The sequence below is a fragment of the Micromonospora sp. NPDC049201 genome (genome assembly GCF_055586805.1).
In genome coordinates, this window is record NZ_JBVJHM010000006.1 from 247987 (window position 1) to 263061 (window position 15075).

The 15075-nt window shown below is 73.1% G+C and carries 19 protein-coding genes and 1 tRNA gene; 12 read left to right on the forward strand and 8 right to left on the reverse strand.

Annotated elements, in window-relative coordinates:
• Together ACZ6O5_RS15285 and ACZ6O5_RS15290 are read right to left on the reverse strand one after the other, a co-directional pair.
• Window positions 1-1653, reverse strand: a complete 1653-nt coding sequence (locus ACZ6O5_RS15285; RefSeq protein ID WP_465977559.1) for a tetratricopeptide repeat protein — start codon at window positions 1651-1653, stop codon at window positions 1-3.
• A 48-nt stretch (window positions 1654-1701) separates the two neighbouring features.
• Window positions 1702-2172 (reverse strand): MarR family winged helix-turn-helix transcriptional regulator, encoded by a 471-nt coding sequence (locus tag ACZ6O5_RS15290; RefSeq protein ID WP_281935094.1) that lies wholly within the window; start codon window positions 2170-2172, stop codon window positions 1702-1704.
• A 50-nt stretch (window positions 2173-2222) separates the two neighbouring features.
• Here ACZ6O5_RS15290 and ACZ6O5_RS15295 point away from each other — a divergent pair, with 50 nt between their 5' ends.
• Window positions 2223-2744 (forward strand): VOC family protein, encoded by a 522-nt coding sequence (locus tag ACZ6O5_RS15295; RefSeq protein WP_465977561.1) that lies wholly within the window; start codon window positions 2223-2225, stop codon window positions 2742-2744.
• Between the two features lie 48 nt (window positions 2745-2792).
• Complete coding sequence (locus ACZ6O5_RS15300) at window positions 2793-3692, forward strand: hypothetical protein (protein ID WP_465977563.1); 900 nt, start codon at window positions 2793-2795, stop codon at window positions 3690-3692.
• Here ACZ6O5_RS15300 and ACZ6O5_RS15305 read toward each other — a convergent pair.
• Complete coding sequence (locus tag ACZ6O5_RS15305) at window positions 3658-4176, reverse strand: potassium channel family protein (protein ID WP_465977565.1); 519 nt, start codon at window positions 4174-4176, stop codon at window positions 3658-3660. The genes ACZ6O5_RS15300 and ACZ6O5_RS15305 overlap by 35 nt on opposite strands.
• Before the next feature lie 114 nt (window positions 4177-4290).
• Window positions 4291-4464: a DUF4236 domain-containing protein gene (locus ACZ6O5_RS15310; RefSeq protein WP_064498970.1), complete on the reverse strand. Its 174-nt coding sequence runs from the start codon at window positions 4462-4464 to the stop codon at window positions 4291-4293.
• A gap of 182 nt (window positions 4465-4646) precedes the next feature.
• Between ACZ6O5_RS15310 and ACZ6O5_RS15315 the strand changes: the two genes are divergently transcribed.
• From ACZ6O5_RS15315 to ACZ6O5_RS15345, 7 genes are all read left to right on the forward strand, one after another.
• A complete protein-coding gene (locus tag ACZ6O5_RS15315) occupies window positions 4647-4787 on the forward strand; it encodes a putative leader peptide (protein WP_465977567.1) in 141 nt (46 codons plus the stop codon).
• A 138-nt stretch (window positions 4788-4925) separates the two neighbouring features.
• Complete coding sequence (locus tag ACZ6O5_RS15320; RefSeq protein ID WP_465977569.1) at window positions 4926-5957, forward strand: ABC transporter substrate-binding protein; 1032 nt, start codon at window positions 4926-4928, stop codon at window positions 5955-5957.
• On the forward strand, window positions 5954-6772 hold the full coding sequence (locus tag ACZ6O5_RS15325) for an ABC transporter ATP-binding protein (protein WP_465977571.1): 819 nt from the start codon (window positions 5954-5956) through the stop codon (window positions 6770-6772). The genes ACZ6O5_RS15320 and ACZ6O5_RS15325 overlap by 4 nt, the downstream gene beginning before the upstream one ends.
• Window positions 6765-7622, forward strand: coding sequence for an ABC transporter permease (locus tag ACZ6O5_RS15330; protein ID WP_465977573.1), 858 nt, complete (start codon window positions 6765-6767; stop codon window positions 7620-7622). The genes ACZ6O5_RS15325 and ACZ6O5_RS15330 overlap by 8 nt, the downstream gene beginning before the upstream one ends.
• An 11-nt stretch (window positions 7623-7633) precedes the next feature.
• Window positions 7634-8968 carry an LLM class flavin-dependent oxidoreductase gene (locus tag ACZ6O5_RS15335; protein WP_357296627.1) on the forward strand — a complete coding sequence of 445 codons (1335 nt, stop codon included), beginning with the start codon at window positions 7634-7636 and terminating at the stop codon, window positions 8966-8968.
• Complete coding sequence (locus tag ACZ6O5_RS15340) at window positions 8965-9528, forward strand: flavin reductase family protein (RefSeq protein WP_465977576.1); 564 nt, start codon at window positions 8965-8967, stop codon at window positions 9526-9528. The genes ACZ6O5_RS15335 and ACZ6O5_RS15340 overlap by 4 nt, the downstream gene beginning before the upstream one ends.
• Window positions 9522-10136, forward strand: coding sequence for a malonic semialdehyde reductase (locus ACZ6O5_RS15345; protein WP_465977578.1), 615 nt, complete (start codon window positions 9522-9524; stop codon window positions 10134-10136). Before ACZ6O5_RS15340 ends, ACZ6O5_RS15345 begins: the two co-directional genes overlap by 7 nt.
• Here the strand turns inward: ACZ6O5_RS15345 and ACZ6O5_RS15350 are convergent, their stop codons facing one another.
• Both ACZ6O5_RS15350 and ACZ6O5_RS15355 read right to left on the reverse strand, forming a co-directional pair.
• Window positions 10137-10592: an RrF2 family transcriptional regulator gene (locus ACZ6O5_RS15350; RefSeq protein WP_281935072.1), complete on the reverse strand. Its 456-nt coding sequence runs from the start codon at window positions 10590-10592 to the stop codon at window positions 10137-10139.
• Between the two features lie 7 nt (window positions 10593-10599).
• Window positions 10600-11514, reverse strand: a complete 915-nt coding sequence (locus tag ACZ6O5_RS15355; RefSeq protein ID WP_465977580.1) for a helix-turn-helix transcriptional regulator — start codon at window positions 11512-11514, stop codon at window positions 10600-10602.
• A gap of 161 nt (window positions 11515-11675) precedes the next feature.
• Here ACZ6O5_RS15355 and ACZ6O5_RS15360 point away from each other — a divergent pair, with 161 nt between their 5' ends.
• A complete protein-coding gene (locus tag ACZ6O5_RS15360) occupies window positions 11676-12452 on the forward strand; it encodes an SDR family oxidoreductase (RefSeq protein WP_465977582.1) in 777 nt (258 codons plus the stop codon).
• A gap of 78 nt (window positions 12453-12530) precedes the next feature.
• Here the strand turns inward: ACZ6O5_RS15360 and ACZ6O5_RS15365 are convergent, their stop codons facing one another.
• The gene (locus ACZ6O5_RS15365) at window positions 12531-12962 is read right to left on the reverse strand and encodes an SsgA family sporulation/cell division regulator (RefSeq protein WP_007457244.1); all 432 of its coding nucleotides are present in this window, start codon (window positions 12960-12962) and stop codon (window positions 12531-12533) included.
• A gap of 273 nt (window positions 12963-13235) precedes the next feature.
• Between ACZ6O5_RS15365 and ACZ6O5_RS15370 the strand changes: the two genes are divergently transcribed.
• Window positions 13236-13769 carry a TIGR02611 family protein gene (locus ACZ6O5_RS15370; RefSeq protein ID WP_425787384.1) on the forward strand — a complete coding sequence of 178 codons (534 nt, stop codon included), beginning with the start codon at window positions 13236-13238 and terminating at the stop codon, window positions 13767-13769.
• Window positions 13770-13819: 50 nt separating this feature from the next.
• Window positions 13820-13891 (forward strand) — tRNA-Val (locus ACZ6O5_RS15375).
• Window positions 13892-14500: 609 nt separating this feature from the next.
• Here the strand turns inward: ACZ6O5_RS15375 and ACZ6O5_RS15380 are convergent.
• The gene (locus ACZ6O5_RS15380) at window positions 14501-15043 is read right to left on the reverse strand and encodes a hypothetical protein (RefSeq protein WP_465977585.1); all 543 of its coding nucleotides are present in this window, start codon (window positions 15041-15043) and stop codon (window positions 14501-14503) included.
• Window positions 15044-15075 lie beyond the last annotated feature (32 nt).

The window sequence follows — 15075 nt, forward strand, 5'->3', positions numbered from 1 at the left end:
TCAGCGGCGTCGCTTGGTGCAGACCGGGGCGGCGCGGGCCACCGTGTCGGTGGACCAGACCAGCGCCACGGTGAAGCAGTAGTCGGTGGTGCGGTCGAGCCCGTAGGCGATGTAGTCGCCGGAGCCGGCGGGCAGCGTCGCGAAGGTGTGCTGCGGCTGGCCGGCGCGGCCCCCGGCGACCACCACCGGCCCTTCCGCACCGGCCGGGTACGTCCAGCTCAGCACGATGCTGTCGCGCCGGTCGGTGAGCGCGAACCGGCCCGGTGGGGTGCCCGGGGAGGCGGCCGGCCGGGCGCTGGTGGTGGGCCGCGCGGAGGTCGGCGGCGGCCCGCTCGACGCTGGCCCGCCCGACGGGGCGGCCGGGGTGTCGCGGTCACCGTCCACCCGGGACACGCCGGCGATCACCGCGATGGTGCCCAGCAGCAGCGCCACCACCACGCCGAGCACCGCCAACGGCAGCCAGGGCCGTTCGCGCCGGGGCGTGGCGGGTGGCCGGGGCACGTGCACCGGCAGGTAGCGCGACGGTGAGTCGGGGGCCGGCGGCACCCGGCGTACGCCGGGCGGCGCGTCGGCGGCGAGCCCGAACACGGTCGGCGGCACCGCGTCCTCGCGTGGCGGCCAGGGCTGTTCCGCCGGCTCGCCGGCCCGCCAGGGCTGTTCCGCCGGCTCGCCGGCCCGCCAGGGCTGGTCGGCCGGCTCGTCCGGTCGCCAGGGATGCTCGTGCTCCGGCGGCCACGGGTAGTCGTCGAACGACTCGGCGTCGGCCTCGGGCGCGGTGCGGGGCGTGGGCACGTGCCCGGCGTCGGCTGCCCGGCCCGGCGGGTGGTAGAGCGGCGTGCGCACCGGCTCGTCGAGCGCGGGCGGGCTGTAGGGCGGCAGGTCGGGTGGACCCTCGACGGGCGGGGCGACCCGGGCGGCGGGCACCACCGGCGTCGTGGGTGCCTGTGGTTCGGGCGCGGCGCAGACGTGGTCCGGGTCGGCGGCGGCCCGGGCCAGGCCGGCCACCTGGACGGCGAGCGGGTCGTCCACGGCGAGGTGCTGGCGGCACAGGTCCTCGGCGAGCGCCAGGTGCTCGTGCGCCTCGGCGTACCGGCCGCAGTCGCGTTCCATCGCGCCGAGCTTGGCCAGCATCTTGATGCCGCTGGGGTGGTCGTCGCCGTAGACCTCGCGGTGCAGCTCCCAGGCGTCGGCGAGGCGGTCGCGGGCCACCTCGCACTGGCCGCGGGCGTACTCCACGGTGGCCAGGTCGGCGTGCGCGGCCAGCACCCGCTGCGACTCGGGCCCGTCGCGGGCGGTCAGCTCGATGATGACGTCGGAGTAGAGCCGTGCGGCGCGGGCGTCGCTGCCGACCCGGTGCAGCACCGCGGCCAGCGTCGCGGCGGCGGTGACGGTGCGCTCGTCGGAGCGGCCGAACAGGCGGGTGGTCGCCGCGTACGCGAACGCGGCCCAGCCGCGCGCGGAGTGCGGTTCGCCGAGCGCGACGAGCAGCCGCGCCTGGAGACCGGCCGCCTCGGCCAGCTCGGGGGAGGCGTTGCCGGGGCGCGGGTCGGCGTCGCTGAGCGCGTCGGCGAGCAGCCGTTGCGCACCGGTGAGGTCGCCTTCGGACACCAGATGGTGCGCCTGGACGGTCAGGTCAGCGAAGCCGGAGGACACGCCCCATCGTGCTCATCCGGCGACGGTAAGTACAACCCCCGGAGTGGATCAGTTTGGTGCCGATTGGGTCAAGTGGTCGGCGAGCGTCTCGCTGATCCGGCGGAGCTGGTCGACCTGGGCCGGGCTGAGCGCGTCGAACAGGTGCCGGCGTACGCCCTCGACGTGGCCGGGCGCGGCGGCGGTCAGCGTGGCGAAGCCGTCGTCGGTGAGCACGGCGAGCTGGCCGCGCCGGTCGGTGGGGCAGTCCTCCCGGCGGATCCAGCCGGCGGCCTCCAGCCGGGCGGCGGCGTGCGAGAGCCGGCTGCGCGAGGAGCCGGTGGCGTCGGCCAGCTCGCTCATCCGCAGCCGCCGGCCGGGGGCCTCGGAGAGTCGGACCAGGATCTCGTAGTACGCGTGCGGCATGCCGGCGTCGCGTTGCAGTTCGCGGTCGAGCGTGTCCATCAGCGCGCGGGAGGCGGCGAGGAAGGCCCGCCAGGTCCGCTGCTCGTCGGGGTCCAGCCACCGGGTCATGACGCCCATCATAGCGCCAATGGTTGAACGCTCAATCAAAACGCGGTACCGTCGAGGGCATGGGAATCCACCGGCTCAACCACGCCGTCCTCTACGTCAGTGACCTGGAGCGCAGCGTCGCCTTCTACCGCGACGTGCTGGGCTTCCGCCGGGTCCCGATGACGCCGGACGGCTTCCGCGGCGCTGCCTTCCTCCAGGCGCCCGACTCCACCAACGACCACGACCTCGGGCTGTTCGAGGTCGGCGCGGCGGCCGGGCCGTCCCCGGCCGGCCGGGGCACCGTCGGCCTCTACCACCTCGCCTGGGAGCTGGACACGCTCGACGAGCTGGCCGCCACCGCCGAGCGGCTGGCCGCCGCCGGCGCGCTGGGCGGCGCGTCCGACCACGGCACCACCAAGAGCCTCTACGGGCGCGACCCGGACGGACTGGAGTTCGAGATCGTCTGGATCGTCCCGGCGAACCTGCTGGACGACGCGACGCTCGCCGCCCGCAAGCGGATCGGTCGGCTCGACCTCGACCGCGAGCGGCAGCGCTACGGCGGCCAGACCCGGGGCGGCGTGGGCGTCTCCGTCCCGGCCTGACCGGGGTTCCCGGCCGGGCACGGGGTCGGGTGCGGTAGAAACGGCACCATGTCGACCGACGCCGTCCTGCGCGAGCTGCTCGTCCGCCAGCTCGACCACTGGCTCCCCGCCGCGCTGCACCGGGCGCGGCGGGCCACGCTCGCCCTGGCGTACGCCGGGGGAGAGGCCGGTGGCGCGGAGGCGGCGCTGCGCGTGGTGGCCGAGTTCGCCGACCGGCTGCGCGGGCGGCGGCTGACCGTGCTGGTGCTCGCCGACGGCGACGCGGAGCTGCCGGCGCGGCTCGGCGCGGTCGAGGCCACCCTGCCGGCCGACGTCGCCGTGCACCTGGTGCCCGGCCGGCCGGACCGGCTGCCGGTGGCGCTCAAGGCGGCCGGCGCGGCCGGCGCGCCGCTGCTGGCCGTGGTCGACGGCGGCGCGCCCGACCCGGCCCTGCTGACCGCCGTGGCGTCCGGCCGCCCGGCCGAGCTGCTGCTGGTCACCGCGCCCGGCCGGTCGCTGCGGCCGGCGCTCACCGCTGCCGGCTTCCCGCTGGTCACCGAGGTCGAGCTGGTACCCGAGGACGGGCCGGCCCGACTGCTCGGCTACGCCACCGGCTCCGACCGCGGCCTGGAGACGATGAAGGACGCGCTCTGGGCCGTCGACGAGTACGCGGGCGTGCGCTACCGCGACCCGGCCGACCCGGCGGGGCGGCTGCTGGAGATCACGCTCGACCCGGAGCCCGGCCCGCTGCGCCGCGAGCTGCTGGCCGAGCTGGCCCGCTCCGGCCCGCGTACGGTGACCGAGCTGCGCCGGTTCGCGGCCACCGCCACGGTCTACCGGGCCGCCGACGCCAACCGCGCGCTCACCTCGCTGCTCGCCACCGGCGCGGTGACCCGCGACCCGGAGCCCGGCCGGCTCGGCGGCGACGTGGTGATCAGCGCCGGGCCGACCGCTGGGTCATCTGCCTGACCACCACCGACGCGCCGGTGGCCACCACGCCGATGCTGAACACCATCTGGGCGCAGACCGCCACCCGGGCGATCTGCCCCTGCGCGTGCACGTCGCCGTAGCCGATCGTGGTGAGCGTGGCCAACGCGAAGTAGAGCGCGTCGATGCGGGTGCGGAGCCCGACGAACTCACCGGGGCGGGTGTTCGCCACCACGTAGTCGGCGAGCGCGAAGACCAGCAGCCCGGCGATCAGCGCGACGGCGAGCCGGGTGAGCGCGCGGTCCTCCGAGTCGCCGGTCGGCTGGTCGCGGGTGAGCTGGCGACGGACCTGGCCGGTGACCAGGAACGCGACCACCGCCACCAGCAGCACCGTGGCGACCGAGCGCAGCGCCAGTCGCCACCCGTTCGGGTCCGCCTCGACCGGCACCAGGAAGTAGCCGACCAGCATCAGCGCGCAGGCCGCCACCGCCCGCCGCCGCATCCGCCGCAGGGTCAGGTCCACCATGTCGCGATTGTCCGCCCCGGACCGCCTCGCGGCGTCGGAACACCGGACCGGACGACGAAATCCGGTGCCGACGGTTCGTCGACACCGGATTTCGTCGGAGTTCCTCGCCCGAGGTCAGGCCTTGTCCTGCTTCCAGGAGAGCGGCCCCGGAAGGTCCACGCGGTGGGCGCGGGTGTTCGAGTTCCAGGACCAACGGCCGATCTTGATGCTCCACGAGGAGAACCCGTTCTGGGTGAAGTGGAGGATCAGCGGCCCGTACTTCTTGCGCTTGCGGAACTGAACGCCCATCGGGGGTGCCTCCTTCGATCTCCCTGCCTCTGCGAGGAGGAACATGCCCGGTTCGACGAAACGCGAAACCCGATGCGGTCCGGTCTGGACGGTGGGCGTCGCGCCCGGCAAAATCTCTATCCAACGGGTAGGTGTTAAGGGGTGGTAAATGCTGGTGGAGACGGGTCGTAACAAAGCCAGCGATGAAAGTCTCACTGACTGGAAGGGCGTTGACCGGCGGGGACAACGGTCGGCAGCATGAGGACATGTCGCAGCGGGACGAGCTTCTCCTCACCGCTCGCGTGCACGTCGACCTGGTCCGGCACGCGAGCGCGCTCTGTTGAGCCGAACGCTCGTCGTTCCCCCTCCTCCGCCCGTCCGTTCCCGTCGCCGGCGCATCGTGGCCCGGCGCGGCACGGCGTGCGCTCCGCCCCCACGTGGGCCCCCTCCACCGCATCGTGGACAGATCAGGAGACACCGCCATGCCCTCGACCCGATCACCCCGGCGCGCCCTCGCCGCCGCCGTCGCCCTGCTCGCCCTCACCGCCGCCACCGGCTGCGGCATCGACGCCGGCGCCGCCGGCAACCAGACCACGGAACTGCGCTACCAGGGTTCGGTCGGTCAGGTGACGCTCCCCGAACTCGCCGCCGACCTCGGCTACCTCGGCGACGTCAAACTCAACTGGATCGGCAACGTCACCGGCGGCCCGGCCGACATCCAGGCCACCGCCACCGGCCAGAGCGACGTCGGCGGCGCGTTCAACGGTGCGATCGTCAAGCTCCAGACCGCCAACGCGCCGATCACGGCCGTGGTCAGCTACTACGGCTCCGACGCGCAGACCTTCCAGGGCTACTACGTGCGCGACGACAGCCCGATCCGCGGCCCGCGCGACCTGATCGGCAAGCGGGTCGGCATGAACACGCTCGGCGCGCACGCCGAGGCCGTGCTGCGCACCTGGCTGGCCCGGGGCGGCCTGACCGCCGACGAGATCGGCCGCGTCGAACTGGTCGCGCTGCCCCCGGTCAACACCGAACAGTCGCTACGCGCCAAGCAGATCGACGTGGCGGTGCTCGGCGGCGTGATCCGCGACAGGGCGGTCGCGGCCGGCGGCATCCGCACCGTGTTCACCGACTACGAACTGCTCGGGGCGTTCAGCGCCGGCAGCTACGTCTTCCGCGACGACTTCATCGCCCGCAACCCGGACACCGTCCGCGCGTTCGTCACCGGTGTGGGCAAGGCCATCGAGTGGGCGCGCACCCAGCCCCGGGAGACCGTGGTGGCCCGACTCAGGGAGATCATCGGCAGGCGGGGCCGCAACGAGGACGCCACCCTCGTCGACTACTGGAAGTCCAGCGGCGTCGCCGAGACCGGCGGCGTCATCACCGACCGGGAGTTCGCCACCTGGATCGACTGGCTGGCCGACGCCGGCGAGCTGAAGGGCCCGCGTCCCCAGCCCGCCGACCTCTACACCAACCGGTTCAACGCGTTCGCCAACCCCGGCGGTGGCGCATGAGCACCGACAAGATCCGCTTCGACCGGGTGCGCAAGGTCTTCCCGGGCCGGCGTGGCGGCGGCGGCGCGGTCACCGCGCTCGACGACCTCACCCTCGGCGTACGCCCCGGCGAGTTCCTGGTCGTCGTCGGCCCCAGCGGCTGCGGCAAGTCCACCCTGCTCGACCTGCTCGGCGGGCTGGCCACCCCCACCTCCGGGCAGGTGCTCGTCGACGGCCGCCCGGTCACCGGCCCCGGCCTGGACCGGGGCATCGTCTTCCAGCAGTACGCGCTGCTGCCCTGGCGCACCGCCGCCGGCAACGTCGCGTTCGGACTGGAGGCCAAGGGCCTGCCCCGCGCCGAGCGCGCCGACCTGGTCGCGTACCACCTCGACCTGGTCGGCCTCACCGGCTTCGCCGACCGCTACCCGCACGAACTGTCCGGCGGCATGAAGCAACGCGTCGCGATCGCCCGCAGCCTCGCGTACGACCCGGACGTGCTGCTCATGGACGAGCCGTTCGCCGCGCTCGACGCCCAGACCCGCGACCTCCTCCAGGACGAGCTGGTCCGGATCTGGCAGGCCACCGGCAAGACCATCGTGTTCATCACGCACGGCATCGACGAAGCCGTGCACCTGGGCCAGCGGGTCGCCGTGATGACGTCGCGCCCCGGCCGGATCAAGCAGGTCATCGACATCGAACTGGGGGACCGGGAGGCGGCCGAGGACGTCCGCTCCACCGACGCGTTCCGGCACCACCGGCACCAGATCTGGACGCTGCTGCGCGACGAGGTACGCGCCGCGCAGTCCGCCGTCCGCGAGGAGGCCCGCGTTGGTTGACATCGCCGAACGACCCGCCGCGACGGCGGCCCGGCCCGCCGTGCCCCCGGCGGCCGTCACCCCCGCCCGGACCGGCCGGCTGCTCGCGCTCGGCGGCCGGGCCCTGCACCGCAGCGTCGCGCTGCTGGCGCTGGCCGCGACCTGGGAGGTGGTGCCCCGCACCGGCCTGGTCGACCGGGTCTTCCTGCCCCCGCTCTCCGAGGTGCTCGTCGCCTGGTGGGAGCTGCTGCGCAGCGGGCAGCTCGCCGACCACGTCGGCGCCAGCCTCACCCGCTCGCTGACCGGGCTGGCGCTCGCGGTGGCCACCGCCATCCCGCTCGGCCTGCTGATCGGCTGGTACCGCCCCCTCGCCGACCTGCTCAGCCCGCTGCTGGAGGTGTTCCGCAACACCGCCGCGCTGGCGCTGCTGCCGGTCTTCGTGCTCATCCTCGGCCTCGGCGAGACCTCCAAGATCGCCCTGGTGGTCTACGCCTGCTCCTGGCCGATCCTGCTGAACACCATCGCCGGCGTGAAGGGCGTCGACCCGCTGCTGGTGCGCTCGGCCCGCTCGATGGGCCTCAACCACCTGCGGCTGTTCCAGAAGGTGATCCTGCCGGCGTCCGTGCCGACCATCTTCACCGGCGTCCGGCTGGCCGGGGCGTACTCGATCCTGGTGCTGGTCGCCGCCGAGATGGTCGGCGCCAAGGCCGGCCTCGGCTACCTCGTCAACTACGCGCAGTACAACTTCGCGATCCCCGACATGTACGCCGGGATCATCACCATCTCCGCCATCGGGCTGGTGGTCAACCAGCTCCTCGTCGCCGGGGAACGTCGCTTCTCCACCTGGCGCGTCGACGTCACCACCGCCTGAGAGGAACCGCCATGACCCGCACCCTGCACCTGAACGCCTTCCTGATGGGCGTCGGCCACCACGAGGCCGCCTGGCGGCACCCACGCACCGACCCCGGCCGTCTCGCCGACGTACGCCACTTCCAGGAGCTGGCCCGCATCGCCGAGCGGGGCACCCTCGACTCGGTCTTCCTCGCCGACGGGCTGGCCGTCGGCCCGGCCGTCCGGCACAACATCCAGGCCGTCTTCGAGCCGCTCACGCTGCTCGCCGCACTGGCCACCGTCACCGAGCGCATCGGCCTGATCGCCACCGCCTCGACCACCTACACCGAACCGTTCAACCTGGCCCGCGCGTTCGCCTCGCTCGACCACCTCAGCGGCGGCCGGGCCGGCTGGAACATCGTCACCTCCGCCCAGGCCCGCGAGGCCCGCAACTTCAACCTCGACGACCACCCCGCGCACGCCGACCGGTACCGCCGCGCCGCCGAACACGTCGACGTGGCGATCAAGCTCTGGGACAGCTGGGAGGACGACGCGCTGGTGCTCGACACCGCCGGCGGCGTCTTCGCCGACACCGACCGGGTGCACGAGATCGCGCACACCGGCGAACGGTTCCGGGTGGCCGGGCCGCTCAACACGCCCCGCCCGCCGCAGGGCCGCCCGCTGCTGGTGCAGGCCGGCTCGTCCGCCGACGGCATCGCGTTCGCCGCCCGCTACGCCGAGGCCGTCTTCACCGCCCAGCAGACACTCGCCGACGGGCAGGCGTTCTACGCCGCGCTCAAACGGGCCACCGCCGACGCCGGCCGCGACCCGGAACTGATCAAGGTGCTGCCCGGTATCGCACCTGTCATCGGGGGTACCGAGAGGGAGGCCCGTGCCCTCGCCGACGAACTGGAGGCGCTGATCGTGCCCGAGCACGCGCTCGCCCAGCTCTCCGGCATGACCGGGCTGGACCTCACCGGTCGACCGCTCGACGGACCGCTGCCGGACCTGCCCGACGCCACCACCGTGCAGTCCCACCAGAGCCGCTACCAGCTCGTCGTGGACCTGGCCCGGCGGGAACGGCTCACCCTCCGGCAGCTCATCGGCCGGCTCGGCGGCGGGCGCGGGCACCGCGTCGTGGTCGGCACCCCGGAGCAGATCGCCGACCAGATCGAGCTCTGGTTCACCCGGGGCGCCGCCGACGGCTTCAACGTCATGCCACCACTGCTACCCCACGGACTGGAGGCCTTCGTGGACCACGTCGTACCCCTGCTGCGCCGACGCGGGCTGTTCCGGTCCGAGTACACCGGGCGCACCCTGCGCGAACACTACGGCCTGCCCCGGCCGGCCAGCGTCCACGCCGCCCGAGAGCTGGTGGCGTCGTGACCACCGTGGACCGGCCCGGCACCGGCACCGTCGAGCTGCGCCCGGTCGACGTCGACTCGTTCCGCGGCCTGCTGCGCCGGCAGGCGTCCACGGTCACCGTGGTCACCACGCCCGGCCTGCGCGGCGACCGGCTCCTGCCGACGCTGCCGCCGTCCGGGTTCACCGCCACCTCGTTCACCTCGGTGTCACTGGATCCGCCGCTGGTCTCGGTCTGCCTCGGCCGCGCGTCGTCGAGCTGGCCGACCTTCGCGCACGCCGAGCACGTGGCGGTGCACCTGCTCGCCTCCGGCCAGCAGGAGATCGCGCAGATCTTCGCCACCAGCGGCATCGACCGGTTCACCGCCCACCCCGGCTGGACCACCGGCCCGTTCGGGGTGCCGCTGATCGGCGACGCGCTGGCGGTGCTGCTGTGCCGGGTGGTCCGGCGGATCGAGGCCGGCGACCACACCATCGTGCTCGGTGAGCCGCTCGCGCTCGGCGCCGGCGAGGACGGCGACCCGCTGCTGCACCACCGGGGCCGCTACACCACCACCATCGAGGACTGGTCCGAGTCGTGGTGAACGCGCCCGCCGACGAGCTGCTCGCGCTCGACCGGGCCGCCCAGGACCTGCTGTTCCGGGCGGCCCGCACGGCCAACGCGTTCACCGACGAGCCGGTCGACGAGGCGCAGGTCCGGGCCGTGCACGACCTGGTCCGCAACGGCCCCACCGCGATGAACGCGCAGCCGCTGCGGGTGCTGCTGCTGCGCTCGGCGGCGGCCCGGGCGCGGCTGCTGCCGTACGTCAGCGCCGGCAACCGGGACAAGACGGCCAGCGCGCCGCTGACCGCGGTGCTCGCCGCCGACGTCGACTGGCACGACCGGCTGCCCGAACTGTTCCCGCACCGCCCCGGCGCGCGGGACTGGTTCACCGGCGACCCGGCCGGCCGGGAGGCGCAGGCCCGCTTCAACGCCGCGCTCCAGATCGGCTACCTGGTGGTCGGGGTACGCGCCGCCGGGCTGGCCGCCGGCCCGATGGCCGGGTTCGACGCGACCGGCGTGGAACGCGAGTTCTTCCCCGACGGGCGGCACCGGGTGCTGCTGCTGATGAACATCGGCCGCCCGGCCCCGGACGCCTGGCGGGAACGGCTGCCCCGGTTGTCGTACGAGGAGGTCGTCACCACGCTGTGATCAGCGCGGCTCCCAGGCGTCCGGCTGGGTGGTGAGCTTGCGCACGTGCGCCGGCAGCCGGCCGCTGACCAGCTCGTCCAGGCTCACCTCGTCGACCACCCGCCGCACCGAGGCGCGCACCGCCACCCAGAGCCGGGGCAGGTTCTCCGCCGCACCCTCGTACTTCGTCTCCTCGGGACGCAGCCCGCGTACCCCGGCGAGCGGGCCGTCGACGGCGCGCAGCACCTGCCCGATGGTGACGTCGCGCGGCGGTCGGGACAGCGTGTAACCGCCCTCGGCGCCGCGCTGGGCCCGGACGATCCCGGACCGGCGCAGGTCGGCGAGGACCGCTTCGAGGAACTTGCGGGGCATGTCCTGCTCCGCCGCGATGGCCTGGGTGGACAGCAGGGTGGGGTACGCGGTGGCCAGGCTCAGGGCTGCCCGGACCGCGTAGTCGCCGCGCGCGGAGATCTGCACACTGCCATCATGCCCGGCCGGCCGGCGCGGGGGAGTCGGCGGGCGGGCGCGGACGCACCAGACGGACGGGCAGCGGCTGCTCCCGGGCGGCCCGGAACGCCCCCGGGCTCACCCCGACCTCCCGGGTGAAGAAGCGGCCGAAGTTGGTCGGCTCGGGAAAACCGAGCAGCCGGCCGATCCGGGCGATCGGGTCGTCGGTGGCGGCCAGCAGCCGGCACGCCTGCAACGCCACCCGCTCGTCGATGACCTGCTTGGCGCTGCGACCGGTCACCGCCAGGCAGGCCCGGGTCAGGGTACGCACGGAGCAGCCGAGCTGGGCGGCGTAGTCCTCCACCCGGCGGGTGCGCCGGTAACCGCGTTCCACCTCGCGGCACAGCCGCCGGAACGTCACCGCCTCGGCGCCCGGCGGTGGCCCCTCCTCGCCCCGCGGCAGCAGGCTCAGCCGCAGCAGCAGCACGGCGAGCTGGTGACGCAGCAACGCCGCGGCGGCGGGCACCAGCGCGTGCCGGTCGGCGTCCACGGCGAGCTGACTCACCTCGCTGATCACCGCGTCGGCGTCCTCGCCGGTGAGCTGGCGGTGGGCGGGCACCGCGTCCGGGTCGACGTCGAGGCCGCGCAGCGCGTCCGGCCCCCAGCTCACCACCGTGGCGTCGAGCTGCTGACCGAGGCAGCGCAGCGCCTGGCCGGGGCGGGCCCGCAGCAGCGTGCCGGGTCGGCAGGGCACCGCCCGGAAGTCCAGCTCGGCGGTGCCGTGGCCATGAGTGACCAGGACCAGCAGGTCACGGTCGAGCAGGATCGGCCGGGGCCAGCCGGGTGCGGCGGTGAGGTCGTCGAGCGCGCCGGTGACGATCTCGTCGGTGTCGAGGCGGATGTCCGAGAGGCCGATGCGGGTGGCCGGGGAGGGCTGACCGGTAGTGACCATCATCCTTGACGGTAACCGGCCCGGACGCACGTTGCATCTCGACGGTTTCACCCCGCTCCGACGCCTTGTCGGGGCACACCACGGACGGTTAGGTTACCGATCGGTAAGGCTCGGGTCGGGTGACCGGTCCGCGGCCCGGCGGCGACGGCGATGGGATGGGCATGACGGATCTGTTCTCGGTCGACGGCAAGACGGTCCTGGTCACCGGTGGCTCGCGAGGGATCGGGCTGATGATCGCGCGCGGCTTCGTGCGGGCCGGCGCCCGGGTGATCATCTCCTCGCGCAAGGCCGACGTGTGCGCGGCGGTCGCCGAGGAACTCTCCGCCGAGGGGCACTGCGAGGCGATCCCGGCGGACCTCGGCAGCGACGCCGGCGCGCTGGCGCTGGCCGAAGCCGTCCGGCAACGCCACGACCGGCTGCACGTGCTGGTCAACAACGCGGGCGCCACCTGGGGCGCGCCGCTGGAGGAGTACCCGGAGGGCGCGTTCGACAAGCTCTGGGCCGTCAACGTCAAGGCCGTGTTCCGGCTCACCACCGCGCTGCTGCCGGCGCTGCGCGCCGCCGCCGATGCCGACGACCCGGCCCGCGTGATCAACATCGGCTCGATCGACGGGCTCCGGGTGCCGTGGATGGAGGTGTACGCCTACTCCGCCACCAAGGCCGCCGTGCACATGCTCACCCGCGGTCTCGCCCACCAGCTCGCCGGTGAGGCGATCACGGTCAACGCGATCGCGCCCGGGCCGTTCGAGAGCAAGATGATGGCGTTCGCGCTCGACGACCCGGAGTCGCGCGCCGCCATCGAACAGCAGGTGCCGTTGGGCCGCATCGGCCACCCCGACGACATGGCCGGCACCGCGATCTACCTCGCGTCCCGCGCCGGCGCGTACCTGACCGGGGCGGTCATCCCGGTCGACGGCGGGATCACCACGCGCGGCTGACCCGCGTACCCCTCGGGGTGAGACGGCCCGGGGCCGCGCGGACTCGGCAGATCCGCGCGGCCCCGGGTGTGGTCGTGCTCAGCGACCGGCGAGCAGCCGGTTCACCGCGGTGTCGACGTCCAGGTGCTCGGCCTCCCGGCCGCGCGGAACGACGACGTAGGTCCGGCGCAGGAAGCGCACCAGCACGCTGCGCGGAACCTCGAACAGGGCGTTGCCGTCCGGGGACGACAGCGCCAGCGCGACGAAGTCGCCGCGCGGGGTGGCCCACGGCCAGACCCGCACATCACCGATGCCGGCCGGCTCGTCGAGCCCGGTGACCAGCAGTTCGCGTGCGAACGACCAGCTCACCGCCTCGCCGCCGGCAGACTCGGCATGGAACAGGACATGGACCGCATACGGGTCAGCAGGGTCGTAACGCAGACTGGCACGCACCGGCAAGGCGGTGGCGTCAGGCGCGACGAGCCTTAGCGACGTCTCGACCTCTACGGTCGTCGGTCGGATGACACTCATGGACGTTCTCCCCCCGGCACCGCTGCGGAACGCGCGTGTCCCGCTTTTCCCATACTCAGGTGCTGCTCCTGGCTACGCTCCGCCATACGCTGACTTCACCCAGTGGTGGGAAGGGGATCGGAAAGCCTTCGGGGCCGGGAGACCCCGAGTAGGATTTCCGGTTCCGCCCACTCCGTCGTCCCGCCCGGCAACGGGTGGTTCAGTCGTCGACTTACTCCGGTAACGTCCAGTCCTCAGCAGGGGTGACGGTCCCGCGCGACACTGGGGGTGGAAATGGTCACGAGGGAAACCCCGGTGGCATCGCGGGCCCCGGGCGATCCGCCGGAGGATGCGGCCCGAACGGCCAGAAATCGGGGGTACGAAGTGCCGGTCGACGGGCGTTCCCCGGCCGCGCCCACCGCGCCGCGTCGGCGGGGCTGGCGAGGTCGCCTGCACACCACGCTCGACCTCATCCGCGCCAACCCCACCGGCCGCGTCGCGCTGAAGATCTTCATCGGCATCCTCGGCGCTGTCGTGGTCACCGTCGGCATCGCGCTCATCCCGCTGCCCGGGCCCGGCTGGCTGCTGGTCATCGCCGGCCTCGGCGTCTGGGCGGTCGAGTTCCACTGGGCCCGCCGGCTGCTCGCGTTCACCCGCCGGCACGTCAACGCCTGGACGCGTTGGGTGACCAGCCGATCGCTACCGGTGCGCTTCGTGCTCGGCCTGGTCGGGCTGGTCTTCGTGTCGGTGGTGGTGTGGCTGTCGCTGAAGTACAGCCTCGGCATCGACGTGGTCGCGCGGGCGCTGCACTACCTCGCGACGCACTGAGGCCCGGTTTTTGGTCCGGGCCGTCGATCGGGTAGAGTCATGCGCGCTGAGGGCGATTAGCTCAGCGGGAGAGCGCTTCGTTCACACCGAAGAGGTCACTGGTTCGATCCCAGTATCGCCCACCGTAAATGTCTACAGCTAGGAAGCCCGTAGCCGGTCCTGCCGGTAACGGGCTTTCGCGCTGTTGCCCCATAAATTGGGAGCAGTTTGGGAGCAGCGGCGTCGGCGACCGCTTGCCCGTCCCCGTCTACTGACGGCCTTGCAGCGGAGCGCTGAGCGTCGTTAGAGGCGGCCGTGTCGAGATCAAGTCTCTGCCGGCGTTGCATCGCTGCCGCGCCCACCCTCGAAGATCCACGGGCTCGTAGCTGGCTTGGCTATCATCCGGCTCGTTCGTGGCTACGTTGGACGACCATTGAGCCATCGATGACGGAGGCGTCTGGAAGTCATCGAGCTTGTCGATGGCTACGGCCTGGACGCGGACACACTGCCTGAGCTGACCTCGCTGACGCAGTGATGGCAGCGCAGGCATGACTCACTTCGGCGATCAGCATGGCGTAGAGAACCTCGATGATCTTCCGAGCACGTCATGCCCGTCTTGCTGCCACCAACAGCGGCGCTTCTACTCCAAACCTGAGAAGTAAGACACCGTCACGACTTTGCCGGGGCCCTGCAGGGGCACCTGATCCGAGCAACAGCAGTGCGTGAACAACAATGGCCCCTCCATCCGACCGTCAGAACGTCACGTAGAGGCCCTGCTTCCGCTCATCCGCGGCTGCGAGCATGCGTTCCAGGGCCACGATGGCATCCGAGTAGGCACCGCTGCTGATGCGCGCGGCGGTGGCTTGGCGCTGCCGGCGTACCGTCTCCCAGGGCCGGATGAAGGAGCCCACCCGGCCGGGGTTGAAGCGGTTGTCCGCCGGACCGAACCAGGCGCCGAAGATCAGCTCGTCGGTGTCGGCCTCGACCTCGGCGGCTGCCAGGTTGTAGACCTCCTCCCAGCCCGACCCCACCCCGACATCGTCGCTGGGGTCGTAGTAGCGGGTGAGGGCGAAGTCTCCTAGTTCGGATACGTCCAGCTCGCCCTCGAACATGGCTCGCCAGGGGGTCGTCACGGTGTTCCCGGGGTACGGGCTGCGGAGTTGGTCGAGGTTGTCCTCGATGAACCCGACGAGGCCCTCGGTGTCGCCGCTCGCCAGGGCTCGCGACAGGATCGGGGCGAGCCCGCCCAGGAAACCCTCGTGATCGAAGGGAAATGCCTGGTGCTGCGTCTCCATGTGCTGTCTCCGGCAGGGTTTCGATGGAACGG